The sequence below is a fragment of the Thermobaculum terrenum ATCC BAA-798 genome, from assembly GCF_000025005.1.
GTDB classification, from domain to species: domain Bacteria; phylum Chloroflexota; class Chloroflexia; order Thermobaculales; family Thermobaculaceae; genus Thermobaculum; species Thermobaculum terrenum.
Genome location: NC_013525.1, coordinates 975,871 through 999,848, shown reverse-complemented (window position 1 = coordinate 999,848; position 23,978 = coordinate 975,871). Strand labels below are relative to the sequence as shown.

Annotated in this window: 24 protein-coding genes and 3 tRNA genes; 8 read left to right on the top strand and 19 right to left on the bottom strand. The window is 48.5% G+C overall.

Annotated features, from left to right (window positions below; all coding sequences use genetic code 11):
• Positions 1-74: 74 nt before the first annotated feature.
• A complete protein-coding gene (locus TTER_RS04750) occupies positions 75-860 on the top strand; it encodes a ParA family protein (RefSeq protein ID WP_012874893.1) in 786 nt (261 codons plus the stop codon).
• On the top strand, positions 857-2,086 hold the full coding sequence (locus tag TTER_RS04745) for a ParB/RepB/Spo0J family partition protein (RefSeq protein WP_012874892.1): 1,230 nt from the start codon (positions 857-859) through the stop codon (positions 2,084-2,086). Before TTER_RS04750 ends, TTER_RS04745 begins: the two co-directional genes overlap by 4 nt.
• Here TTER_RS04745 and TTER_RS04740 read toward each other — a convergent pair.
• The 14 genes from TTER_RS04740 to TTER_RS04675 all read right to left on the bottom strand — a co-directional run bounded on the left by TTER_RS04740 (position 2,083) and on the right by TTER_RS04675 (position 15,745).
• Positions 2,083-2,772: a YggS family pyridoxal phosphate-dependent enzyme gene (locus TTER_RS04740; RefSeq protein ID WP_012874891.1), complete on the bottom strand. Its 690-nt coding sequence runs from the start codon at positions 2,770-2,772 to the stop codon at positions 2,083-2,085. The two genes, TTER_RS04745 and TTER_RS04740, sit on opposite strands and share 4 nt — an antisense overlap.
• The gene (pgeF, locus tag TTER_RS04735) at positions 2,769-3,488 is read right to left on the bottom strand and encodes a peptidoglycan editing factor PgeF (RefSeq protein WP_012874890.1); all 720 of its coding nucleotides are present in this window, start codon (positions 3,486-3,488) and stop codon (positions 2,769-2,771) included. Before pgeF ends, TTER_RS04740 begins: the two co-directional genes overlap by 4 nt.
• Positions 3,489-3,490: 2 nt before the next feature.
• A complete protein-coding gene (locus TTER_RS04730; protein WP_277422781.1) occupies positions 3,491-4,372 on the bottom strand; it encodes an AEC family transporter in 882 nt (293 codons plus the stop codon).
• A 73-nt stretch (positions 4,373-4,445) separates the two neighbouring features.
• The gene (locus TTER_RS04725; RefSeq protein WP_012874888.1) at positions 4,446-5,996 is read right to left on the bottom strand and encodes a spermidine synthase; all 1,551 of its coding nucleotides are present in this window, start codon (positions 5,994-5,996) and stop codon (positions 4,446-4,448) included.
• A gap of 44 nt (positions 5,997-6,040) precedes the next feature.
• On the bottom strand, positions 6,041-6,652 hold the full coding sequence (locus TTER_RS14625; RefSeq protein WP_012874887.1) for a bactofilin family protein: 612 nt from the start codon (positions 6,650-6,652) through the stop codon (positions 6,041-6,043).
• A gap of 17 nt (positions 6,653-6,669) precedes the next feature.
• Complete coding sequence (gene alr / locus TTER_RS04715) at positions 6,670-7,800, bottom strand: alanine racemase (RefSeq protein WP_012874886.1); 1,131 nt, start codon at positions 7,798-7,800, stop codon at positions 6,670-6,672.
• Positions 7,801-7,823: 23 nt separating this feature from the next.
• Positions 7,824-9,377: an NAD(P)H-hydrate dehydratase gene (locus tag TTER_RS04710; protein WP_012874885.1), complete on the bottom strand. Its 1,554-nt coding sequence runs from the start codon at positions 9,375-9,377 to the stop codon at positions 7,824-7,826.
• A gap of 4 nt (positions 9,378-9,381) precedes the next feature.
• Positions 9,382-9,786, bottom strand: coding sequence for a holo-ACP synthase (locus TTER_RS04705; RefSeq protein ID WP_012874884.1), 405 nt, complete (start codon positions 9,784-9,786; stop codon positions 9,382-9,384).
• A gap of 21 nt (positions 9,787-9,807) precedes the next feature.
• Positions 9,808-10,992, bottom strand: a complete 1,185-nt coding sequence (gene tgt / locus TTER_RS04700) for a tRNA guanosine(34) transglycosylase Tgt (protein ID WP_012874883.1) — start codon at positions 10,990-10,992, stop codon at positions 9,808-9,810.
• Between the two features lie 8 nt (positions 10,993-11,000).
• Positions 11,001-12,011 (bottom strand): tRNA preQ1(34) S-adenosylmethionine ribosyltransferase-isomerase QueA, encoded by a 1,011-nt coding sequence (gene queA, locus TTER_RS04695; RefSeq protein WP_012874882.1) that lies wholly within the window; start codon positions 12,009-12,011, stop codon positions 11,001-11,003.
• Positions 12,012-12,016: 5 nt separating this feature from the next.
• Positions 12,017-12,241: a DUF2905 domain-containing protein gene (locus TTER_RS04690; protein WP_012874881.1), complete on the bottom strand. Its 225-nt coding sequence runs from the start codon at positions 12,239-12,241 to the stop codon at positions 12,017-12,019.
• Complete coding sequence (gene ruvB / locus TTER_RS04685) at positions 12,234-13,295, bottom strand: Holliday junction branch migration DNA helicase RuvB (protein ID WP_420894134.1); 1,062 nt, start codon at positions 13,293-13,295, stop codon at positions 12,234-12,236. Before ruvB ends, TTER_RS04690 begins: the two co-directional genes overlap by 8 nt.
• A gap of 74 nt (positions 13,296-13,369) precedes the next feature.
• The gene (locus tag TTER_RS04680; RefSeq protein ID WP_041424353.1) at positions 13,370-14,905 is read right to left on the bottom strand and encodes an immune inhibitor A domain-containing protein; all 1,536 of its coding nucleotides are present in this window, start codon (positions 14,903-14,905) and stop codon (positions 13,370-13,372) included.
• A gap of 762 nt (positions 14,906-15,667) precedes the next feature.
• Positions 15,668-15,745 (bottom strand) — tRNA-Pro (locus tag TTER_RS04675).
• Between the two features lie 517 nt (positions 15,746-16,262).
• Between TTER_RS04675 and TTER_RS04670 the strand changes: the two genes are divergently transcribed.
• The 4 genes from TTER_RS04670 to TTER_RS04660 all read left to right on the top strand — a co-directional run bounded on the left by TTER_RS04670 (position 16,263) and on the right by TTER_RS04660 (position 20,244).
• The gene (locus TTER_RS04670; RefSeq protein ID WP_012874877.1) at positions 16,263-18,353 is read left to right on the top strand and encodes an AAA family ATPase; all 2,091 of its coding nucleotides are present in this window, start codon (positions 16,263-16,265) and stop codon (positions 18,351-18,353) included.
• Positions 18,350-18,652, top strand: coding sequence for a hypothetical protein (locus TTER_RS04665; protein ID WP_012874876.1), 303 nt, complete (start codon positions 18,350-18,352; stop codon positions 18,650-18,652). The genes TTER_RS04670 and TTER_RS04665 overlap by 4 nt, the downstream gene beginning before the upstream one ends.
• Positions 18,649-18,921, top strand: coding sequence for a hypothetical protein (locus TTER_RS15565; protein WP_148211889.1), 273 nt, complete (start codon positions 18,649-18,651; stop codon positions 18,919-18,921). Before TTER_RS04665 ends, TTER_RS15565 begins: the two co-directional genes overlap by 4 nt.
• A 231-nt stretch (positions 18,922-19,152) precedes the next feature.
• Complete coding sequence (locus TTER_RS04660) at positions 19,153-20,244, top strand: tyrosine-type recombinase/integrase (RefSeq protein WP_012874875.1); 1,092 nt, start codon at positions 19,153-19,155, stop codon at positions 20,242-20,244.
• A 102-nt stretch (positions 20,245-20,346) separates the two neighbouring features.
• Here TTER_RS04660 and TTER_RS04655 read toward each other — a convergent pair.
• A tRNA-Pro gene (locus tag TTER_RS04655) sits at positions 20,347-20,421 on the bottom strand.
• A 102-nt stretch (positions 20,422-20,523) separates the two neighbouring features.
• On the opposite strand from TTER_RS04655, the gene TTER_RS04650 reads away from it, so the two are divergent.
• Positions 20,524-20,599, top strand: a tRNA-Arg gene (locus TTER_RS04650).
• 20 nt (positions 20,600-20,619) lie between these two features.
• Positions 20,620-21,315: a PIG-L deacetylase family protein gene (locus tag TTER_RS15300; protein WP_012874874.1), complete on the top strand. Its 696-nt coding sequence runs from the start codon at positions 20,620-20,622 to the stop codon at positions 21,313-21,315.
• Here TTER_RS15300 and TTER_RS04640 read toward each other — a convergent pair.
• Genes TTER_RS04640 through lepB form a run of 4 tightly spaced genes read right to left on the bottom strand, consistent with a single transcriptional unit; the run spans position 21,310 to position 23,977 of the window.
• Positions 21,310-21,933 (bottom strand): hypothetical protein, encoded by a 624-nt coding sequence (locus tag TTER_RS04640; protein WP_012874873.1) that lies wholly within the window; start codon positions 21,931-21,933, stop codon positions 21,310-21,312. The genes TTER_RS15300 and TTER_RS04640 overlap by 6 nt on opposite strands.
• A gap of 20 nt (positions 21,934-21,953) precedes the next feature.
• A complete protein-coding gene (gene rnc / locus TTER_RS04635) occupies positions 21,954-22,658 on the bottom strand; it encodes a ribonuclease III (RefSeq protein WP_012874872.1) in 705 nt (234 codons plus the stop codon).
• 12 nt (positions 22,659-22,670) lie between these two features.
• A complete protein-coding gene (locus TTER_RS04630; protein ID WP_012874871.1) occupies positions 22,671-23,213 on the bottom strand; it encodes a bifunctional nuclease family protein in 543 nt (180 codons plus the stop codon).
• Between the two features lie 17 nt (positions 23,214-23,230).
• A complete protein-coding gene (lepB, locus tag TTER_RS04625) occupies positions 23,231-23,977 on the bottom strand; it encodes a signal peptidase I (protein WP_241215216.1) in 747 nt (248 codons plus the stop codon).
• Between the last annotated feature and the right edge of the window lies 1 nt (position 23,978).

The following is a 23,978-nucleotide window of genomic DNA, read 5'->3' as shown; positions in this document are numbered from 1 at the left end:
TTTTTTACTCTTCGCTTTACCAATCCTTATTGCTATGCTAGAATCGGCGCACTTGATGGGGTACAAGCGAGTTAATGGGTAAGGTAATCGCCATAGCTAACCAGAAAGGCGGAGTGGGGAAAACTACAACTGCTCTCAACCTGGGAGCTGCGCTTAGGGAAAAGGGTCATAGTGTGCTGCTTGTGGACTTTGATCCTCAGGCAAGTCTAACTCTATCCCTGGGATTTCAGCCCGACTCCCTATCCCCAACTATATACGATGTCTTGTATGCTACGATCCAAGAATCTCCTCAACCTACTATTAAGGACATACTACTCCCTGCTGAGCAGGGGTTGATCCTAGCGCCCTCTAATATAGAGCTCTCCCAAGGAGAACTAGACCTTTTCCGAGCAACTTTGGGAGAATTGGTTCTTAGAGAGATGTTAGAGAAAATTAGGCGAGAATACGATGTCATATTTATTGACTGTCAGCCTTCATTGGGGCTCCTGACTATAAACGCACTTGCTGCAGCTGATTCGGTTATTATCCCTCTACAGGCAGACTATCTAGCGATGAAAGGTGTAGATTTATTGCTAAGGACTGTTTCACAAGTTCAACGCAAGTTGAATCGCAATTTAAGAATAGATGGTGTACTACTCACCATGGCGGATATTAGAACTGTACATGCTAGGGACGTGATAGCTGCTGCAAGGTCCGCACTAAACGGTATGGTCAAAGTTTTTGATACTGTAGTAAGACTAAACGTCAAGGTAAAAGAAGCTCCCATGACTGGGAAAAGCGTTCTAGCCTACGCTGGAGATACACCAGCAGCCATAGCTTATAGACAATTAGCGGAGGAACTGGAGGAGTGCCTGCAATGAGTAATAAGAGAGCAAGAATAACCCCTGAAAACGCCCAAGCTACGTTCACATCGCTGCGATCTATAATAATGCCGGTATCAGATGATGATCCTGGCCTACCAACATCTCAGGTAGTCGAAGTAGAAATCGAAAGAATAAGACCTAACCCTGCGCAGCCCCGCAGTCAAACTTCCAGTGGCTTCTCCAAATCTAGCATCGAAGAGCTTGCTGAGAATATAAAGGAGCATGGACTACTCCAACCAATACTCGTCAAGGACACAGGGCGTTTTTACCAGATAGTTGCAGGCGAGCGCAGATACAGAGCATGCCAGCTTCTTGGCATGGAGAAGATACCTGTAAGGATCATAGAACCCAAAGACGAGCAAGAAGAGCTTATGATATCTCTTGCCGAGAACCTACAGCGCAAAAACCTTGGCGCACTCGAAGAGGCAAGAGTATTTAGAACCCTTATACACAAATTTGGCCTCAGCTACAGGGACCTAGCCAGGCTGTCTGGGAGAAGCGTAGCGCATGTTCATGGAAGGCTACAGCTGCTTGAACACGACGATATACGTCAAGCTGTAGAGCAGAAGCAGATCGGTATAGCAGATGCTATCCAATTGGCTAGAATACCAGACGATACCCAGCGTAAAGAGCTACTTACCGCAGTCAAAGAGGGCTCACTCAAGGGCAGCTCTTTACACAGGCAAGTTCAGATATTCCTTGGAGAGATATCCTCAGATACTGAAAGCTCTGATGAAAATGAGAAGCAAAGAGGGTTTGAACCTAATAACCTACAGATGGCTTTAAGTATCATAGACTCGCTCCCCGAAGAGATCAGCGAAGACGACAAAAAATTGCTTTATACCATAGCCTCAAAGGCGGCTGCCAAGCTGAACATGAGATTAGTAGCCGTACCTACCATAGGTGCCAATCCGCAGAAAGAAAAGGAAGAACATGAAATAGACCCATCAGAGATGAGGAAGATCGTATCACGCACCAAGGAGTTCAGGAACGAGAGAGGGTACTCTATAGTAAACCTGATAACCGTTTACTGGATGAGTATGGAGCGCAGAGGCTACACTTTCAGTCCGGGTGAGTGGAAGGCAATACCTCAGGGAGATGGGAGCTACCTAGTGACTTTCACCTATAAGATCGACAACGAACCTAAGATCATGGAGTGGGTATACCTCAGTAATGGTCAGGTAAGGCCGGCTAATGACGAAGCAGCCTTGCTAATGGGCTAACTTCTTGGGCCGAATATAGCTCTACCTATCCTGACCATAGTAGCTCCCTCTTCTATAGCTACTAGATAATCTTCGGACATACCCATAGAAAGCTCAGGACCGAAAAAATCATATCTTGAGCATAGGTCATCGCTCAGCCGCCTAAGCTGAGCAAAATAAGGCCTGGACTGTTCTGGATCAGGTGAGTATGGAGGTATAGCCATCAAGCCCAGCAACTTAAGATTAGGTACCTGTCCCAACTGTTCTACTGCGGGTACAAGTTCTGAGGCTGGAAAACCAGTCTTAGAAGGTTCATTGGCTAAGTTAACCTCGAGGAGAATTGGAAATAATTTATCTTGTGAGTAGTTCGAAATCCGGAGTCCCAGTTCTACCGAACTGCAGGAATGTATGATGTCAAATAGATTAATTGCCTTCTTGACCTTGTTTTTCTGTAGAGTGCCTATCATGTGTAACCTAATGGCGTTTCTAATATAGTGATCTGACCACTTAGCTTCAGCTTCCTGCACCCTGTTTTCACCTACATCACGTATTCCAGCCTCGAGGGCAGGTAGCACATGCTCGACAGGAAAAGTTTTGGCTGCAGCGATTATTGTCACAGCATCTGGTGTGCGACCACTAGCAATCGCGCGATCTCTGCACTTCTCTATAACTTCTAGAGCGTTTCTGTACACATCTATATCCTTCATGCCCTTCTACCCACAAAAGCTGCAAATCGCATAGTAGTGCCATCTCGACGATAGCTGTGAAGGTTTCTTGGTCCACAGCAAGTACATTCTGATTCTCTTATTCCAAACACGTTTCTAACACCTGCTTCAAGTAGCTGATAGCTCAGCAGTCGATATAGATCACAGTAGATCTTTCCACGCCGCAACTCAAAGGTCATAGGTCTCAGATCTTCTTCAAGCGAGTAATATACCTCTTCACCAACTTCGTAACAACAGGACTTTATTCCAGGACCGATGGAAGCGACTATATGCTCTACATTAGCCCCAAGGTCAACCATAGCAGTTATAGCTTCGTGAGCTATACCCGAGAAAGTACTACGCCTACCTGCATGCACGATTCCAACTACCCCACCTTCCTGGTCCCAAAGAAGCAATGGGGGGCAGTCAGCATGACGCGTTATTAGCAGAACTCGCTCATGACCAGTTACCAGCGCATCCCCCTCGAAAACCATAAGCTCAGCATGAGGTTGGTCCTCTATACAGATAACCGAGTCTCCATGTACCTGGTGAAGCCATGCTAAGCACCAACTATCTTGCAGATTTAGATATTCACGCAGTCTAGCTACAGACTCATCAGAAGACATATCAATTGAATTGGTTGCGCCGTCAGTGGGTGGTGTTATACCGCATATAAGTTCTTCAGATGCTATTCCAGCAAACGGGATTATATCTATCACCTTTACCCTGTAGCTCCTAATAGTGATATAAGTAGGGTCAAGCTTATCATACTGACCAGTGTAGAAAACGCTATGACGTTCGAAAGAAAGTCGGTATCTGACTTAAAGACCGTTGCTAGCATGATTGTATTTACAGCGGTAGGCATGGCAGATTCCACCACAAAGACTTGTAAAATCAAGCCTTCAAGCCCCATTACACGTCCTATCATGTAGGCTATCAGAGGAGAGATTACTAAGCGTGTAATCAACGCAGCTACAAACAATGGAGAGATTATAGCCTTTAGACGCAACCTAAGCTGAGCACCTAACATTAGAAGCAATATAGGTATTGCAGCACTACCTAGTAGATCTATTGGCCTATTAACTACTTGCGGCAAAGGGAAATGAAAGATCAGAAAGGGTAAAGCTACAACTATGGCATATAATGTCGGTAGCTTGAACGTGTTCATCAAAGCGGATTTTGGGTCTGCCATCCCCCTAGAGGCAATATAGACCCCCAAGGTATTAGTAAGCAGGGACTGAATAACGAAATAGATCGACGCTACTGCCAATCCCTCATCACCAAAAGCAAATAGGATCACCGGTAATCCAAAGTTACCAGAATTCATCAGAATCGTAGATAAAAGGTAGCTAGACTTGGTGTAGGGCTCAACACCCAATAATTCACAAACTAAAGTACCCAATAGATAAGTGAAGATAGCAAGTATCAACAGAGATAGACCTATTCTTAGGATGTTCGATAGGGTAACCGATGTGTTAACCAGGCTACTAAACACTAGGGCGGGGCTAAGAACATACAGAGACAGTCTTGCAAGGGATTGAGCGTGCATAACCCCACAACGAGCAGCCACCATCCCCGCAAGCACTATAATAAAAACAGGCACAGTCGTATTTATAAAGATAGACAGCACAGATCATTATCCAGGAAAAGAAGCTATTGGAAGGATAGTAAGGCTTTCATTCCTTACCCTGAGTTATAGCATACTTGTATATCATCTGGTCTATAACACGTTCAACCGGAGCCCAGTCATCGGTAAATGGTCTCTCCGTCATGGATAATTCTCGGATATTTCCACTAGATCTTACCCATTCAAGAATAGTAGTAAGGTAAGGATCCCTCACCTTTTCGGCATTATTCCAGAACTGCTGAATAGTCATAGGCTCGTTGGTTGCGTATATCAGAGTGTTTAGATACGCAGCTGTGTCGATTGCAAAAACGTTCGGGTAAACCGACTTCATAGTGCTGGCCAATGCATTTACCAATCTGTAATCCCCTGGGGCTCTACCAGCATTTATAACCACTATGCCATTGGGCTTGAGGTGCTGTCTAACTTCCTCAAAAAATTCATGAGTGGTGAGGTGGAAGGGGATGTAAGGCTGCCTATATGCGTCAATTGCAATTATGTCATATTTCTTATCTGTACGCCTAAGGAAATATCTCCCGTCATCAACTATTACATTGAGCTGAGGTTCATTCATATCAAAATACTTGCGTCCAACTTCCACAATACGACCGTCTATTTCCACGCCATCTATGTGTGTATTGGGATAGACAATCGAGTATTGCCTGGGCATGGTCCCAGCAGCGAGACCTATCATTAAGGCATCGCGTACGGGCGTATCCAAACCTTCAGGTCTGAAGAGAGGGGCAAGCATGAAGTAATCCCAGGGACCACCAGTCAGTATCTGGTTAGGGTTGTATCTAGAGTGAGTAGCGTGTCCTTCGTTGAGGATCAAATCGACCCAACCATTATCATCTCTTACAACTTGTATATAGTTGTACATTGACTCCCCTTCGTAGAGGAGCTGGCCCATCTCAGCAGCCTTTATCCTGCTAGTGTCGAAGAGAACCATCAAAAAAATAGAAAGAGCAAGCATGACTGCGTAGGGGATAGACCTCCTACCCAACTCCTTAGCCAAGCCAAGTAAGGAAACTGCTAGTAGAACGAACCCAAATATCCATATGGACCTTGTGGTGCCAATCCAAGGCTGCAAGAGAAGTACAGGTACAAAAGTACCAAAGATAGATCCCAAGGTACTAATTGCATATAGGTAGCCAGCGGTGTGTCCGGCTTCTGATACCGACTCTATCTTAACTCTCATTGCGTAAGGAGAAACTGCCCCTAGCATAGTAACCGGCAGTGCAAACAATAGAAGTATGGAAAATAAAGATCCGAAGAATATACCTGCAGACAGTTCGGCAAATCCCTCAGTAGACCACCTTAGCAGGGGACGAGATAATATAGGGATAAGTATGATTAGAAAACCAGACCAAGCTGTGAGTTTATAAAGGCCTGACTTGTAAGGATACCTATCGGCGAACCTTCCACCCAGAGCATAACCTAGGGTCAAATATATGAGGATCATGCCTATAAGATTAGCCCAGATTATCAGTGAGTCACCGAAATATGGCGCAAGCAGGCGCGAAGCCCCCATCTCAGTTGCCATGACAGTCGCGCCTGCTGTGAAGACAACAAAAGGTAATAACAAATCTCTACTGTTCTTCATAAGAGATTATACATCCAGTCTATTGCAATCCAATCTTGCAATACCTAAACTTGCGCCGGAGACTGGTCATCTGCTTTCTGGCCCTGCCTCTGAACAGCGCCTTGAGCCTGTTGCTTCTGGGCCTGAGCCACACGACCTGATCTATCCTTCATCTTCAGCTTACCATCAAAGTATCCGCCCTCTTGCACTACTAGAAGGTCGGTATTTATTTCGCCAGTTACTATACCTGTTGGGGTGATCTCGAAACGACGTCTGCATTCAACCTTACCATTGTATCTTCCGGCAACTGTTATATCTTCCGCAACCAGATCGGCGTTGACCTGGGCTTGCTCTTCTATGAATATATGTCCCTTGGATTCTATAGAACCTTCTACTCTACCTTGGACTCTTACTCCCCTCTCAGACTTGTAGTTGCCACTGAAGAAGTCATCAGGGCCAATGACGCTTTCATCACCTGTAGGGGTACCAGCACGTTGAGGACGCCAATCCTCGTTGGTCTGTCTCATCGGACGCCAAGAGAGTCCACTGGGACTAATATTCGAAGATGCTGACTGAGTCTGAGACTGCTGGGTGGTTTCCTGGTTCTGGGCTTCAGTCTGTGAAGTTTGCTGCTGGTTACCTTCCTCAGTACCCTTTAGATCTCTACGTCGAAGCATGAAATACTACCTCCTGTTCAATTTATATATATCTTCTCTGGCCTTCGACCTATCCCACAAAGGATCTCATAAGGTATAGTTCCTGCAAGTCTTGCCAAGTAGCCTGCATCAACGGCCTCGCTCCCTTGGCTCCCGATGAGCGTTACTGCGTCCCCAACTCTAGCATCAACCCCCTCAGGTAGTTTCACTATAAGGTTATCCATACAGACTCTACCTATAACTGGGCATCTTATACCACTTACGATAACTTCTCCTTTGTTGCTTAGAATCCTTGGGTAGCCATCAGCATAACCACAAGGTATGACTGCTGCCCTATGACTTTCCTTGGCAACATACGTATGTCCGTAGCTTACCCCTTCACCTGCATGTACGTCAAGCACTCTGGCAACTACCGAGCGGAGAGCCATAGCAGGTCTAAGAGGATAAGTCTTGAATTGCAGGGGTTGAACACCGTACAGTCCAATACCAATCCTGACGGCATCAAAGTGGCTCTCTGGAGCGTAGAGAGCCGCTGCACTGTTGGCAGCATGCACTATGGGAGGGACCTCACCTCTCTCTCTGATAAGGTGTATAAGGTCTTGAAACATACTAAGTTGTCGCTTGAACAAAAACCCCTCAGGATCATCGGCGCTAGCGAAGTGGGTGAAGATGCCTTCCAGGTAGACACTATTCGTGCCGTGGATATAGTGAACTATTTGGGCAGCATCTTCAAACTTGACCCCCAGCCGACGCATACCGGTATCTACCTCAAGATGAATGCGTGGGATCCTGCCTACCTCCCTAGCAGTTGCCAGGATCCAATCAAGCATTTTCTCGGTGGATACACTGATAGCAAGGTCTGAAGCTACAGCCTGCTTTATCTCTTGCTCGCTGGAATAACCCAAAACTATTATGGGAGCATCTATGCCACTAGATCTTAGCAACAGTCCTTCGCTGACTCGTGCAACTCCGAGCCCCCATGCACCAGCATCTAGTACGGTCTTTGAGATTTCTATAATCCCATGCCCATAGGCATCGCCCTTGACCACGGCGATAACTTTCGACCCTGGGCATTTATCCAGGTAGAGCCTAAGATTATGCCTTATAGCGTTCAAATCTACCTCTACCCATGTGGGCCCTGTTGCCACCTTAACTCTCTCGGCTAGCATAGCGCCTAAGCTCTCCTAATCGATTACAAAGACATTCTTGCAGCAGGAAGAGCATCTATCAAGTCCGTAGCCCCAACACAATTTTTAGAAACTGTTTCGCTCGCTATGCTAGCCGCTCTAGATCCTAACACTAGCGCGGCTTGAGCTGCATCCGCAGCAGGATATCCTAAGGAAAGGAAGAAGCCACATAGTCCTGCTAACACGTCTCCAGTACCTGCGCTTGATACCTCTGGATGCGATTCGATTAGCAGATACACTTCACCATCAGGTTTTGCAATCAATGGATAAGCCCCCTTCAAAAGCACTACCTTGCCCCACTCTTTAGAAGAAGATACTGAGATCCCAAATCTATCAGACTCGACTTCAGAAACAGACTTATTTACAAGTCGCGCCATCTCCCCGGGATGAGGTGTAAGGATCTGGACCTGAGGCGTGGATACCCACCAGCTATCTTGAGAGGCTAAGGCAAATAGACCATCGCCGTCAACCACCGTAGGAGGAATCTGATGCTTATCGTTCTTCTTCGGCAAGTTAGGAGAAGGCCTAAAACCTATGGCGCGGCGTTGCTCAGGCCCGGGTAATCCTAAAAGTTCCAAGACGAAGTCTATTGTTGCCTCCTCTCTACCGACACCATTACCAACCACTAATGCCTTATAGGTAGAAGCTGCCTCACGCGCTTCCTCCACAGATGCTGGGCCTAAGGTGAAGGGTTCAGCTTCAGGTAGTGGCCAAACGGTCTCTTGATTGAGATGGGAGGTTATTGTGTAGTAAAGCGACCTCGGGAAAGCTACCGTCACATAGCCGGCCCCTGCTCTCGCCGCCGCTCTAGCTGCAAGAACTGGGGCACCAGGATACTTTAGGCTTCCACCCAGAACTATTAGGCGCCCGTTATCGTTCTTGTGTGACCCTACCTTTCTCTCTGGAAACTTAACTTCGTACTCATTCTGGGTAAAGCCCCAAGCTAATGGGCTGAAGTCTTCGGGAATAGTAAATCCTAAAGGCTTATGGACGATAACTCCCGCGGACTCTGGGCCTTTCCCCGTATAGAGTCCGCTTTTGGGATAGCCAAGAGTAACTGTATAGTCTGCAACAATGGACGCTCCCATAACCTTACCATTATCTGAATGTAAGCCGCTGGGAATGTCAATAGAGACAGTCCTAGCATCTGCCTCAGACCTGAATGAGTTCAATCTTTCAATAATCTGTGCAGCCTCACCCTCTACGTTTCTGGAAAGGCCGATACCAAAAATGCCATCTAGTATGGTTCTTGATTCATCAAGCACATCTTCAAGTTCTGCTTGCTGGGAATTACTTTCCTGCCTCTTCCAAGAAAAGACTTTGACACTAATCCCAGAATTAGCAAGTATGTTTGCGGTCTTGATAGCGTCCAATCCATTATTCCCTGGCCCAGCAACGACAGCCACGGGAGGGTGTAATAGCTCTTCCCTTATAAGCCTGAGAATCTCATCAGCTATAGATTCCGCAGCTCTTTGGCTGAGAGACTCTACGGTTTCTCCAGACTTGAAAGCCAGTTCCTCTATAGATCTCATCTGATCTGCAGTTACAACGGGTATCACTTCCCTACTCCTCGACTGTTTTTAGAGCTATAGCCACAACGCTTGCTATTGCTGTATCGCGAGAATGAGTGAGACTTATATCCCAGCTTTGTATTCCAAGCTCCTTTGCTCTATTCAAAGCTCTACCGTAAAGATGCAGCACAGGCTTACCTCTATGGTCCGGTACAACTTCTATCTCCTTCCACCCCACCCCACGCATCCCGGTTCCCAAAGCCTTCATAACTGCCTCCTTAGCAGCAAACCTAGCAGCAAGTGACAACAGCTTATGCGAATACAGATCCCTTTCCCTAGCAGTATATACTCTATTCAAAAACCTTTCTCCCCAACGCTCCAACGCTGCTGCTATACGAGGGACCTCTACTATATCAATGCCGCAATATGGAATACAGTAACTCTCAATATCTTTCACAAGCACTCCAGGTTATAAATTCTACTTAGTTTCCTCAAGCAATCCGGCAAAGCGCCTTTCACGATTGAGCTTTCTTGCCTCAGGATCTGGTGGTTGAAATCCAGCTAGGAACTGCTGTCTATAATCCTCAAACTCGCCCTTTAGGATGGCCTCTCTGGCTCCATCCATCAATCTGACAAGGAATCTAAGGTTATGGGTAGTAGCTAGGGTGTAAGCTAGCAGCTCTTCGGCTCTAAAGAGGTGATGAAGATACGCACGCGTAAAGTTACTGCAGGTATAGCAATCACAATCCTCTTGTATAGGTGTGAAATCCTCTTTAAATTGCGCATTCCTGATATTCAACCTACCAGTTGGCACGAGAAGGGCGCCATTACGCGCATTACGTGTAGGCAAAACGCAGTCAAACATGTCTACACCGAGAGCAATACCATTCAGTAGGTCCTCTGGAGATCCCACCCCCATTAGATAACGAGGCTTGTCCATTGGAAGTATAGCTGTCACTACTGAAAGAGCTTCAAGCATTTGCTCCTTATCTTCACCAACGCTAAGGCCACCTATTCCGTAGCCCGGAAGATCCATGGAGGAGACAAAGAGAGCACTTTCTTCCCGAAGATCAAGCCATATACCTCCCTGGACTATTCCAAATAAAGCCTGATCAGGCCGTGTTTTAGAAGCTATGCACCTTTCGAGCCACCTATGAGTTCTCTCCATGGCTTCTTTGACATAGCTCTTATCTGCAGGATAAGGAGCACACTCATCGAAGGCCATGATAATATCTGCACCCAAAAATTCTTGGTACTTAATCACGTTCTCAGGTGTAAATAGATGCTCGCTCCCATCAATATGGCTACGAAATCGCACCCCCTCATCTAGTACCTCTCTTCGAGAAGCCAGGCTAAATACCTGAAATCCTCCACTATCTGTAAGTATAGGCTTGGGCCAACGCATGAACTTGTGTAGTCCACCCGCCTTTGCCACTATCTCTACACCGGGACGAAGGTAGAGATGATAGGTATTGGAGAGTACTATCTGAGCCCCAAGTGCATCTACATCTTCAGGCTTCATAGCCTTGACGGTTGCTTGGGTACCTACGGGCATGAATACTGGAGTTTTTATGTCCCCGTGAGGAGTAGTCAATATTCCAGCTCTTGCAAGCCCATCTGTAGCCTGAACCTCAAAAGAGAACTGGGTATGATCGATATCCATAATCCTCCCTAGATAATGAGCATTGCGTCCCCAAAGGAGTAGAATCTATATCTATTTTCTACAGCTATCCTATAGGCATTCATAATGTGCTCATAGCCGCCTGTCGCAGCTACCAGCATCATAAGAGTAGACTTAGGAAGGTGGAAATTGGTTATTAAAGCATCTACTATCTTGAACTGATAGCCAGGCTTTATAAATAGGTCCGTCTCCACCCAAGTGCCTGCCTGACGTCTTACAGCAGCATCTTCCAAAGCTCTGACAGATGTAGTACCTACTGCTACTACTCTATTGCCAGCACTACGTTTCTCTTCAAGGTATTCAAGCAAGCCCTCTGGGATGTAATATCTTTCGGAGTGCATCTTATGCTCTTCGATACGCTCTGTCTTTATAGGCTGAAATGTCCCAGGACCAACATGGAGAGTTATAAATCTTAGGTCTACTCCATAGTCTCTTAAGCGGGATATCAACTCCTCAGTGAAATGCAAGCCTGCTGTTGGCGCCGCCACGGCACCAGGGTCACGAGCATAGACAGTCTGATATCTCGAAGCATCACCATGAAAATCATGTATGTATGGAGGTAATGGTATCTCGCCATATTTGTCGAGGTTCTCGTGCACTTCTTGCGGTAACCTAATAAGCAATAATCCCTCGGGCAGTTTTTCTAGTACCTGAGCATCGAGATCCTCGGCAATAGTGACCCTCTCTCCAGTCTTCAACCTCCTGGCAGGTCTACCCATGGCCTCCCATTCGGTATCTTTCACATGTCTAACCAGCAAGAACTCAACATTGCCACCTGTCTGCTTTCTACGGCCATGCAATCTAGCTGGGATAACGCGTGTATCATTGAAGACTAATACATCTCCAGGCGATAAGTAATTAGGCAGATCCCTGAATATAGCATGTTGGATCTCACCAGTACGTTTATTGAGTACGAGCAGTCGCGATGAATCTCTAGGTTCAGCTGGTGTTTGAGCTATGAGCTCGGGTGGTAGATAGTAATCAAAATCCTGCAACCTCATTTAAGCTAACGCCCCAAAATACGCAAAATTATGTTGATTATCACTGTAAGTACGACGCTAATTACTATGCATGAGACTATAGGTATATAGAGACTAAATCCATCCCTACTAAATCTGATATCCCCAGGAAGTCTACCAAACGGCAAAAATGATCCAAACACAGCTATGATAATCCCTACTACTAGCAAGAATAAGCCAGCAAAAATAAATATTTTGGCCAGCTCATTCATCGTCTTCGTTGTTCTCCCAAAGAGTAGGTTGTTCCGTATTATTTTCTGTCTTGGACTTACTTTCCGGATATGGTATGGACAGGTGGTCATAGGCCCTTCTGGTAGCAACTCTACCTCTGGGCGTACGTTGTATGAACCCAAGTATTAGCAGGTAGGGTTCGTAAACATCCATTATAGTGTCTGGTTCCTCTGAGATGGACGCTGCTAGCGTCTCAAGTCCCACGGGCCCACCATCAAATTTCTCTATTATTGCGAGGAGTATACGTCTATCAACCTCATCAAGGCCAAGCTCATCTACTCCCTGAATATCAAGCGCCTTGCATGCAGTCTCATGGTCAATTAAGTGATCCGCCCTTACCTGAGCGTAATCCCTTACCCTTCTCAATAGTCTGATAGCGACTCTAGGAGTGCCTCTGCTACGGCGGGCTATCTCTAAGGCTCCCTCATCTGTAATACCTACTTTGAGGATATTAGCAGCCCTCTTCACTATGGCTGCCATCGAGTCAATATCCTGATATTCAAGCCTGAAGATATCCCCGAACCTACCTCGCAGTGGAGAGCTAAGCAAAGCTAGCCTAGTGGTAGCACCAATAAGTGTAAAAGGAGGTAAAGGCAAGGTGACTGTGCCCGCGTTAGGTCCCTTACCATAAACGAAATCTACCTTAAAGTCTTCCATAGCAGAGTAAAGCATCTCCTCAACAGGTCGAGGCAGCCTATGGATTTCATCAATGAATAGGACCTCAAATGGCTGTAACTTAGACAAGATAGATGCTACATCACCGGGTCTTTCTATAGCAGGCCCGGATGTAGAATGTATCTTCACACCCATTTCATTGGCAATAATCGTAGCAAGTGTAGTCTTGCCTAAACCCGGTGGGCCGTAGAGCAATATATGGTCTATGGCCTCCCCCCTTGCCTTAGCCGCCTCGATGATAACCTTGACCCGGTCCTTTATTTGATCTTGACCAATATATTCATCTAATCGCTTGGGCCTGACCGTGGCTTCCTGTATATCATCTTCTGGATATTTTGTAGGATCAATAGCACGTTGCAGCATGATTTAGTCTCCAGTGTTACTAGACAAATTATATCAATCCACAAGCTTCAACTTTACCAGACGGTTATAAGCTATCTGGAGGCTCTACCTGCTAACAAGGTAAGATAGCCAGGTTCTTTTGGCAAGATTTGAATTCTATAAATAGATTTTTGAAGGGTGTTATCAGATTTAGCGGCAACTATTAGGAATGGCTCATCCTTAGGGTCTTGGGCTGAAAGCTTATAGATAGCTCTGCCATCTGCACCAGCATCCACTAGTACGTACCGTTCAGGACTGTTAGCATCTAGGATAATCAAGCTATATCTACCTGGAACATAGGGCCCGCTTAGAACCCATCCGTTAGCCTGCCAACCGTTTGGACTTTCCATATCATCGTAGAAACCTATCTCAGGTATACGTACTCCATCCACAGCCATACCTGCCGAGTTATATCCATCGTCCGTAACATATTCAAATCTCAGCAGGATCTTTCTCCCTGCATATGGAGTAAGATCAAAAGTATCAGTAATCCATCCTCCGCTCTTGCCTGTGTAACCATTTCCTAGGTTGTTTCCACTTGGATTGCTAGTAGTCGAGTGCTTTCCACGAAGTGTAGTCCAAGTTTTGCCGGCATCCCTAGATACCATAACGTAACCATAATCGTAACCTGTCTCTATGTCGTACCAAAGATCGACTTGTAGGGTAGCTTTTTTTACCTTACTAAGGTCTATCTGACGTGTTAGAGTACTATCTACCAGGTCACCTCGATCACTGTACCAGAATTTCTGGCCCTTTTGGGGAAGCACGGGCAGTAAAGGTACCCGGGGATCTGCTTCAAAAAATACATAGTAGTCCGATGAATTCGGGGGCAACTTATAGTAGTCAGCACCCCACTGGTTGATATCAGCCGTCAGATCGGAACCAATATCCAAAGAGGCATATTTTACATTGGGTTGATCAAATTTATACCCAAACATCTTATTGCCCTTGATATCCACTAAATTGGCTATGAGCCATTGAGAGTAGACCTTAGACCAATCATATCCATAAGCAGATAAGGTTTCAGATAAGGCTAACAAGCCTGGGTACTTAGACCTTATTATCCCTCTGAGTATATCGGGGCCAAACCTATGTGCTAAGTAAGACATAAGTCTGTATGATTGACCATAATGAGACAAGGCATCATCTGGGTTGCTGCTCCAACTGCTTAGCTGTACGTCCGGGTTATTAGCGAAGGACTTGCTAGTTTCTAAAGGGATATGTCCTGAAAGCTCCGAGGCGTACTCGGACATACCTTCATTTATCCATACATCTTGGTTGGCATGTTGATACCAATGGATCATATGCTGAAACTCATGCGCAAGCGTAGAGATAAAGGAAGGGCTACCGGGATCAGAATTAACATAGATTATCTCGTGGCCATTACTATATGGACTGACACTACTGGGGTATTCATCATTACTGGAGTAATACCCACCAACACCTGGAATATTCCCTATGAATATAACTATCCTAGGGTCATCATCTATACCGGGTCTCCACTCGGTTCCAAAGACGGACCTTAGATTTGGTATCAAAGATTCAAATTGATCCGCCGCTTGCCGAAGATCAAACTTAGAAAACCCCATCCCCTCCTCAACAAACCAATATGCATTAGGAGTTACGAGTTGAAGAACTGCCCGTTTCCGTAAGTACGAGTTACTCTCTTGATTTAGCACCCAAAAGCTTTTCCTTGTACCTACATGCCAATCCTTAGTGCTGTTGCTAGTGTTAGTCTCCTCCTGAACTAATCCTAGGCGAGATCTCAATAGATCTAGCTTCCTTGCAGGAGGAACGGACTGGTTAAGGACTTCCTCATTGGAAATATCTTGAATGGTCCAATAAGAACTATTGAAGTTCTTATTGGAATTGCGATCGTAAGGGGAAATACCCAAAAGACAAATTACGCAAAAGCCGATGAGTATCAGGCGTAGCCTAAAACTAGATACAACCACAGACACTTTCCTGAAGTTTAATAAAGCTGGTAGTCATCGACATCGCAGGGGATTGTAACAGAAGAGCTGACCTTGCACAACAAATAAAAACGAACATCCGAACTACAAGGAACGTTATATATAGGTAGTTAGATCTTGGAGTAACATCAGCCTTACTATATCATGGGAATCACTACTTTTCTATCATTGGGGAAACAGAAACTCGAGGGAATAGTAAGCCGGAGCCTCTGCCGAGCCAGCAGTTATGGATTACTCCAGGATTACACTCCGAATTACCGCTCTCGTCCATAGGGCTGTTCCCAAGGAGCCCCTCGCTGACAGCAACTTGACAGCAAAGCATGCTGGCCAAGTGGAGGTAGCTTCGAAGAGAACTCTACTTGATAACTCAGTTTTTCTTGGTCGGGGCGAGAGGATTTGAACCTCCGACCTCACGGTCCCGAACCGTGCGCGCTATCCGGGCTGCGCCACGCCCCGGATCCGAACCTCAGGTAATAAGCCATCTTCAGAGGATCTCATGAACTCACCAACCCACTCAAATCCCCTGTTTTGCCAGCCAGGATGCACCAAAAATGCACCAGCCTTTGGAGCACAAAAGGTTGCAATTTGACACAAAGCTAGCCTATACTCAGTATGCCTAGCTGAGGCTAGCTTTTGTACCGATCAAGGGATTGCTGAGCGTTTGTCCCCACTCGTGCGGGGATTGAGCCAAAAAGTCGAAGTCAGAGGGCTTTTTGTGCTCAAAACCAGGCGAGTGAGGGCAAACGCTTTTTTGTTTGGTCAGCACAGAAAGGAGGTGCAAATGGAACAAAAGTTTCTCACTCCGCGCGAGGCAGGGCGGATCCCAGCCGAGGCTCTGGATCCCGAGGCTTTGAGAGCTTCGGGCAACAAAAAGGGGCATCAGTCAGCTTGATGCCCCTGCCCCTGGTGCGGGAAGCACCCCCCCTGTTTGTTTTGGCCGAGGGGAAAATCGGCCCCAGGAGTTATCAAGGAAATGGTACTACACGACGCAAACGATGTCTATACCCAAATCATTGCTAGCCTGCAGTGTGGCACCCCGAGGTGCCCATGCCATCGAGGCGGCAACGTGCACTGTCCGAGTCACGAAGATGCAAATCCAAGTCTGTCGGTCAAGCTTGAAGGCGACAAGGTTTTGTTGTGCTGTCACGCCGGCTGCAGTCAGGAGCAGGTGATCGCAGCCTTGAAGGAGCGAGGGCTGTGGTACTCACCAAAGCCTGGCTCCAACGGCTTCAAGCCCCAAGCCAAGCGCTACCTGGTCAGGCTGGCTGCGACTGGGGAGGCGGTGGGCTATCAGGTCCGACTGGACACGGCAACCGGCAAGCGGATCTGGTGGGAACAGGCTGCTGGCGTCAAGGGGCTGCCCGAAGGCGTCAGCCCTGAGGACCTGGCTTTGTGGGGCGTCGAGCGGTTGGACAAGCATCCAGGCGCGACTGTGATTTTGCTGGAAGGCATAGCCAAAGCCGAAGCCATCCAGGAGCAGCTGGATCCTGAAGAGTTCGTTGCTCTTGGAGGCTACGGCGCTTCAACCCTGCCAGGCGAAGCCAGCCTCAGGCCGCTTGTTGGCAGGAGCGTGATAGTTGTTCCTGACGCTGATGAAAGTGGGCTCCGTTGGGCTCAGCAAGTGCTGGTGCGGCTTTGGCAGCTTGGAGCCAACCCCGAGCAGTTGAAGATCGTACTTGGCTACGATATTGCCGACTTCAAGCGCAGCCTGCCCGAGCTGATACGACGCAAAGCCAAGCCAGTGAGCGTTGAGCAGCTGGAGAGCTGGGGAGGGCTAAAACCAACAACCAACAACATAGATGTTTCTGTTGTTGGTTTTCCTGACATAGAGCCAAAACCAACAACCAACAACTATAGTAGACCTCTTGTTGGAAGTTGGTTGTTGTCAGGCCCACAGCTGCTTGAAGCCGCCAAAGAGCAGAGCAGTATCGAGTACCTGCCCCTGCTTGGAGAGGAGGGCTTTGTTGTTCGTGGCTGGTCTCATCTGCTGGCTGGCTATCCAAGAGTAGGCAAGACCGAGCTGCTGCTTGGCTTGGTGGCTGAGCGCACGCAGGCAGGCGACAAGATCCTGTACCTCACTGAGGAGCCTCAAAGCATCTGGGCTGTGCGCGCTGCAAGGCTACGCGACAAGCTCGACTGGAGTAACTTCACGCTTGGCCTGGCTTTGGGCGTGGATCCAGCACAGCTGCTTGAAGCCGTCAAGACTTCAGATGCTGACCTCGTGATTGTGGACTCGATCCGCAACCTGCTGCGACCTCGTGACGAGACCGACAACAGCGAGCTCGCAAGGCTGATCAACCCCTGGATAGTAGCCTGTCGCGAGGCTGGCAGGACCCTGATCCTGGTACACCACACACGCAAAGGGGGCGGCGACCACGGCGAGGGCATAGCCGGCGGGCACGCGCTGCTGGGCGCTGTGGATATCGCGCTGGAGCTGACCTATGACAAGGTCGAGAGCAGGCGAGTGCTGACCAGCTACGCAAGAGTAATTCCGGGCAGGCAGCTGGCCTACGAGCTGAGTCCTGAAGGCGACTTGCGAGCGCTTGGTAGCCCTGCTGCTGTGGAGCTGCGCCAGCTGCAAGCTAGGATCCAAGAGGTCCTTGATGAGGCTGGCGACTGGCTCACGACTCGCGAGGTCAGAGCTGCCCTTGGCGAGCCACAGCCATCAGATGAACAGGTCAGGCAGGCCTTGCTTGGCCTGGCGCGCGCTGGCCAGATCGAGCGCGATCCAGACCTCTCCACAGAGGCCCGGGGCAAGGTCGTCAGATGGCGATCAGGGCAAGTTCCAACAACCAACAACAAAAATACCTATGTTGTTGGAAGTTGGAAGTGCTCAGGATCCAGCCAGTCCGAGCCCGCTGAGCAGCTTGAATGGGACCCCCCGCTTGACGATCCCGAACAGTTTGAGGCGTACCTGGATGGGATCTTTGGCCCCTCCTCACGCAGGCAGACGAGTCAGTCCCCTGAGACCTCACAAGGGCAGACCTGCTATGTTATCGATCCTGACGAGATTCGGCAGAAGGTTGACGAGATCGAAGAGGAGCTTCGGAGGTTGGGGCTGTGAGCGAACTGGACAGGATCAGGCAAGCGCTCGAGAGGCTCAGGCTCAAACAGAGGACCTGCCGGGACCCAGACCAAAGACGACGGCTAGACAGGCTAGAGTGGGAGCTTGTAGCGGCCTTTCAGCGAGCTCGGTACCCACGCCGCCACAGCTGCGGAGGCCCTTTGCTCGAGACGGGACTGCCAGGCTGGCTGTCGTGTCCGAGCTGTGCCGTCAACATCAAGGCTGACAGCAACCAGGCAAGAGGGCTGCTGGCCTCGAGGCAGCGTGATGCTTGCGCAGCAGAAGAGGGATCTTTTTGAGCGAGCAAATCCGCTGGCCATGCATCGATCCAAAGACGCGCCGCTACACAGGCTGCCTGGGTAGCAGGTGCCCTGCCAGTGGTTGCTGGGCAGGCGCCAAGCCCGTGCCCCGAGGCAAAGGCAGGGTATGGTGCAAGCAGTGCCAGAGGGCTTTTGTGCAAGCGCACCCTCACCAGAGGTACTGCTCACAGGAGTGCTACACGCAGGCACGCAACTCACGCCGGCGTGAGCGTCACCTGCAAACCATCCTGTCGCGGAGCGCGTCGTGATGCAGCAAGGCAAGTGATACGCTCCCTTTTTTGTAGTGTGTACTAGTGTCACCTGCCCCAGGACTGTTGGATCCTGTAGCTGCTTTGGGAGCTGCGGGATCCTGGCCACAAAAATCCGGCATGTCGGAATAAAAAATCCGGCAGCCGGATTTTTTCAAAACGTCCACTTGCTGGACGTTTTTGCCGTAGCAACGTATACTCTTGCCATGAAGCAGGCAGAGGAGCGGAACCATGAGCGCAGCTGGAGAGGGGAAGATCATCAAGCGTGGCAATGCCTATCGAGCGCAGGTTCAAATCAACGGCGTGCGGCACAGCATCACGGGCAAGACCAGAGCGGAGGTCCAGCGCAAGCGCAGAGAGCTGCTTGCTGCTGCAGATCAGGGCATCATGCCTGCACGCACGCGTGTCACGGTGGCAGAGTTCCTGTCCCACTGGCTGGAGATCATCAAGCCTCAGGTCCGTCCTGCCACGCTGGCCGATTACCAGAACAGCGTGCGCAACCACATCGTGCCTGCTCTTGGCACTATCAAGCTCACCAAACTCGAGCCTGCTCACCTGCAGGAGCTGTACTCCCAGCTGCTGGCCAAAGGGCTCTCGGCCAAAACAGTGCGCAACATCCACGGCACAATCCACAAGGCGATCAAAGACGCTGCTCGCTGGGGTATGCTCCCTCGCAACGTGGCGGATATCGCGCGACCTCCCAAAGTGAGCAGGCAGGAGCTGCAGTGCCTGACTCCTGAGCAGGTTCGGCTGCTCATGCAGGCATGTGCGGGCACACGCTACGAGCCCCTGCTGGGACTGGCCATAGCCACGGGAGCCAGGCAAGGGGAGTTATTGGGATTGCGCTGGGCGGATATCGACCTGCAGAGGGGAGTGGTGCAGATCACAAGGCAGCTGACGAGACAGGGCACTTTCTCTGAGCCCAAGACGAGCTCAGGCAAGCGCTCCGTGCATGTGCCGGTCAGCACGGTGGAGCTGCTGCGGAGGCATCGCTCCCTGCAGTTGCAGGAGAGGCTATCGGCAGGGGACAGGTGGCAGGATCAGGGACTGGTGTTTGCCAACACACTGGGAGGGCCGATGGATGCGCGCAACCTGATCCGTGCCTGGCACAGGATCCTGCAGCAGGCAGGGCTGCCCAGGATGCCCTTTCACAGCCTCAGACATACAAGCGCTTCCCTGCTGCTCAGGCAGGGCGTGAGTCCGAGGCTGATCCAGCAGCGACTTGGACATGCAGACATCGCTGTCACTTTGCAGGTATATGCCCACCTGGTGGAAGACATGGACGCACAGGCAGCAGAGGCACTGGCAGCTCTCTGGAGCTAGTCCCAGCGACTTGCACCAAAAGTGCACCAATAAGCCCCTTCGAGCTCTCAGCTTCGAAGGGGCTCTGCTTGTAACTCCAGGCAGTGCCTGGGCTTTCTCTAGTCGGGGCGAGAGGATTTGAACCTCCGACCTCACGGTCCCGAACCGTGCGCGCTATCCGGGCTGCGCCACGCCCCGGCAAGGCTAATAATAACAAAATTACGGTCCCACTTCCAGTCGTGACGTCCATCGATCTTGTACAGGTTTTGGGGCCTTTGATATACTTATCAATGCAGACGCGGCCTCGTAGCTCAGAGGATAGAGCAGCGGTTTCCTAAACCGCGTGTCGGGGGTTCGAGTCCCTCCGGGGCCGCCAAATCCTTCCTGGGGAGATCCATGCAGAACAACTCTCTCGTTCCCGAACGCGTCCTTGTCATAGTAGCTCATCCTGATGATATGGAATTTACCTGTGGAGGTACCATAGCTAAGTGGGCTGAAGCAGGTTCAAAGATATGCTTGGTACTTGCTACTAGTGGTGACAAAGGTACAAAGGATAGGAATAAATCTCCCTTTCATATTGCCGAAATAAGAGAGCAAGAGCAGAAGAAAGCAGCAGAAGTACTGGGTATATCAGAGGTTATTTTTCTTCGCCATCTAGATGGCGAACTCGAAGTCACTATGGACTTTCGAAGACAAATCAGCACTATCATCAGGAAATTCGAGCCTAATGCCCTTATCACTCACGATCCATGGAGGGCTTACCAGATACATCCTGACCACAGAGCAGTTGGCATGGTGAGTATTGATGCAATAGTAGCCGCGAGAGATCATCTATACGTCCCCGAACAACTGGTAGCTGGTTTGGAGCCCCACCACACTTCCCACGTGTTTCTGTTTAGCACGGATAGCCCTGACCATCTAGAAGATATCAGCGACTTCATGGATAAGAAGATAGAGGCTCTGGCGTGCCACCATAGCCAGCTAGGGCACCTCCCCAACTGGCAATCCAGAGTAATACAGTGGGCAGAAGTTACCGGAGAGCGTATAGGTGTGAAGTATGCTGAGGCTTTCAAGCATATAGAACTGCTATAGTTCTGAAATACCTGCTCGCCTCGCTAGCCTCTCCGCACTTCTAACAAGCAAGTCAGTATAATACCTGCCGAATATATTGCTACGCGAAAACCATAGAAACATGGCTGCTGGATCAATCAGCCATATCCTGTGCTGCTCATCAACCACAAGATTGTTCGAGCATCTTATATCATGCATGCACCACCTAGGTGGCCCACCTATGACATCTGGTAAAGAATTAGTCTCCGCTAGGCACATCTTTATAGCCTTGACCAAGTCTAGCAACTCATCCCTAATAAGCTTTAATTCTCTATCTTCAAGCATAGACAGAGGTGTGCCGTTGATTTTCTTCTGGATCACCAAATTTACAGCTTTGCCACTAGAAGTTGTGGATCTTACAAAAAAGCTTTGGGGCACTCTAAAATACTTGGCAGCTGTTGAATGTTCGTTGGCCTGTCGAATTAACCAGCTTAGAGGCTGATCATATCCAAAATAGGGCTTAGCTATCTTAACAACATAATCCTTGTTATTCGTAAGTTCCCATACGTCGTTGAAGAAACCTGAGCCTAAACGTGCTTGGAAAGAGTCACAGATACTATCTATGTTCAACTTTTGGGGTTCAGGATGGTAGAAATTCAAAGTTACTGCACCTCGTATCTCTATGTCGAAGAGGAAGTTTTGAAGTCAAAGACATCCAAAGCCTTTCTAGCAGCTTCCTGCTCAGCCTCAGACTTGCTTCTCCCCTCGCCCTGAGCAGAAACATCGTTTACTTTTACTTGGACTATGAAATTATCTCGAACCGGAGGTGCAGCGATAACTGTGTAAATGGGATTTGTTCTATATAGTCTGTGAGACAGTTCTTGGAGACGCGTCTTGTTATCCTTGACATCAAGCCAGTGCTCTATCTCTTCTTTGCTAAGACGCAGTAAGCGAAATACAACGGACCTGCATGTTTCTAGATCTGAATCCAGGTACACCGCCGCAATGAGCGCCTCTAGGGCATCAGCCAGCACGCTTTCAGATTGGCTACTACCAGAAAGTCTTGCACCTTTGCCCAGTAAAATAAAATCTCCTATACCTAAAGTACGAGAAATATCAGCAAGGTTCTTTCTGCCAACAAGATGAGCTCTAGCTCTGGTCAGAATACCCTCACTAGCTCTCGGGAATAGCCTGAACAAAGCCTCCCCAACTACGAAGGCGAGGATAGAGTCACCGAGAAATTCGAACCTCTCATTAGTTTCCGTCTTTTCTAGGGACTCATTAGCAAAAGACCTGTGGGTAAGCGCTGTCTTGAGCAGCTCTATGTTCCTAAACTTATAACCCAGCCTCTCCTGAAGGGTAATGAAAGAATCGCTTGAGCTCATGCTTATCAGCTGTTATTCTTTCTTTTCCTGATTAGGCTCATCTAGGTCAAGGCTATTTATAAACTCTCTGAATACTGCTAGGCGCTCATTGTCTATATCTGAGATCTCAGAGGATTCTTTCTCAGATTCCGGAGCCTGAGCTTCTTCTTGTTCTACAGGCAACACGAAGCCAGCTTGATCCATAACGTGATCTTCAACGTAAATAGATGCATTAGAGCGGATAGCCAAATTGATAGCATCGCTGGGCCGTGAATCAATAAGCAACTTCTTACCACCCTGATCTATCTCAACGAGCGCAAAGAAGGTCTGATCTCTAAGATCATTAACAATTACCCTCTCAACCACACCTCCCATCTCCGTAATTATGGAGTTCATGAGGTCGTGGGTCATAGGCCTTGCTATTTCCCTGCCACCAAGGTGGAGAGCTATTTGGTGAGCTTGGTATGGATCTATCCATATAGGTATGACTCTAGAACCTCCAACTTCCTTCAGGAGGACTACATGTTGCTCATTCACTACATTAATACGGACCGCTTGAATAACTGTCTCGATCATAGCCGCCTCTCCTCCGACTAGTCCGAATACCTGACGTAAAGCTCCGACAAAACTGGTAATGATACAAACCCTCTATTAGCTAAGTGTACACCGCTTATCTTCAATCCTCCAGGGATAGGACCTATTCTGCTGACTGGCCAGTACGAGAAAAACGCCTTACCTATTATGTCATTTAGTGAGACGTAACCCCAACTTCTTGAATCACTACTATGATATCTGTTATCACCTAGCACAAAAAATTTCCCAGCCGGTACCTTCCAGGTGTTCTGAGAAAAAGGCATTGCTTCGGTCGTAACACCATGGACGTAAGGTTCAGTAAGCTTTCTGCCATTGACCCAAACAGCACCATCGACTATGGTTACCGTATCACCCGGGATGCCTATTATCCTCTTTATATAATCCGTTCCAGGTTGAGCGTTAGTAGCATGAAATACTATAACGTCACCTCTCTGCGGAGCTCGAAATAGATATACGTCACCTGTACCTGTTTCTGGGCCAAGAGCTAGGCGAGCTAGGAGCGAATCCTTATCTACATGCCAGTATAGGGCTTTGTTTACTAAAACGAGCTCGTTGTTCAGGAGGGTAGGGTACATACTCTCTCCTTCAACTCTAAAGGACTGCACAACGGCTCTGACACCTACAAATATAACTATAGTCAGTATCAGAGTCTCTAATAATTCCCTAGCAAAGCTACGTTTCTTGATAGATCCAACTTCGCTTTGGCTTACTTCCGTCGAAGCAGCACCATCAACCTCTCTTTGCACG

Bases quoted from the DNA above. Each gene is read 5' to 3' on its own strand.
- TTER_RS04750 (WP_012874893.1), top strand. From the start codon at position 75: ATGGGTAAGGTAATCGCCATAGCTAACCAGAAAGGCGGAGTGGGGAAA.
- TTER_RS04745 (WP_012874892.1), top strand. From the start codon at position 857: ATGAGTAATAAGAGAGCAAGAATAACCCCTGAAAACGCCCAAGCTACG.
- TTER_RS04740 (WP_012874891.1), bottom strand. From the start codon at position 2,772: ATGAAGGATATAGATGTGTACAGAAACGCTCTAGAAGTTATAGAGAAG.
- TTER_RS04725 (WP_012874888.1), bottom strand. From the start codon at position 5,996: ATGAAGAACAGTAGAGATTTGTTATTACCTTTTGTTGTCTTCACAGCA.
- TTER_RS14625 (WP_012874887.1), bottom strand. From the start codon at position 6,652: ATGCTTCGACGTAGAGATCTAAAGGGTACTGAGGAAGGTAACCAGCAG.
- alr (WP_012874886.1), bottom strand. From the start codon at position 7,800: ATGCTAGCCGAGAGAGTTAAGGTGGCAACAGGGCCCACATGGGTAGAG.
- tgt (WP_012874883.1), bottom strand. From the start codon at position 10,992: ATGGATATCGATCATACCCAGTTCTCTTTTGAGGTTCAGGCTACAGAT.
- queA (WP_012874882.1), bottom strand. From the start codon at position 12,011: ATGAGGTTGCAGGATTTTGATTACTATCTACCACCCGAGCTCATAGCT.
- TTER_RS04690 (WP_012874881.1), bottom strand. From the start codon at position 12,241: ATGAATGAGCTGGCCAAAATATTTATTTTTGCTGGCTTATTCTTGCTA.
- TTER_RS04680 (WP_041424353.1), bottom strand. From the start codon at position 14,905: ATGGGGTTTTCTAAGTTTGATCTTCGGCAAGCGGCGGATCAATTTGAA.
- TTER_RS04670 (WP_012874877.1), top strand. From the start codon at position 16,263: ATGGTACTACACGACGCAAACGATGTCTATACCCAAATCATTGCTAGC.
- TTER_RS04660 (WP_012874875.1), top strand. From the start codon at position 19,153: ATGAGCGCAGCTGGAGAGGGGAAGATCATCAAGCGTGGCAATGCCTAT.
- TTER_RS15300 (WP_012874874.1), top strand. From the start codon at position 20,620: ATGCAGAACAACTCTCTCGTTCCCGAACGCGTCCTTGTCATAGTAGCT.
- rnc (WP_012874872.1), bottom strand. From the start codon at position 22,658: ATGAGCTCAAGCGATTCTTTCATTACCCTTCAGGAGAGGCTGGGTTAT.
- TTER_RS04630 (WP_012874871.1), bottom strand. From the start codon at position 23,213: ATGATCGAGACAGTTATTCAAGCGGTCCGTATTAATGTAGTGAATGAG.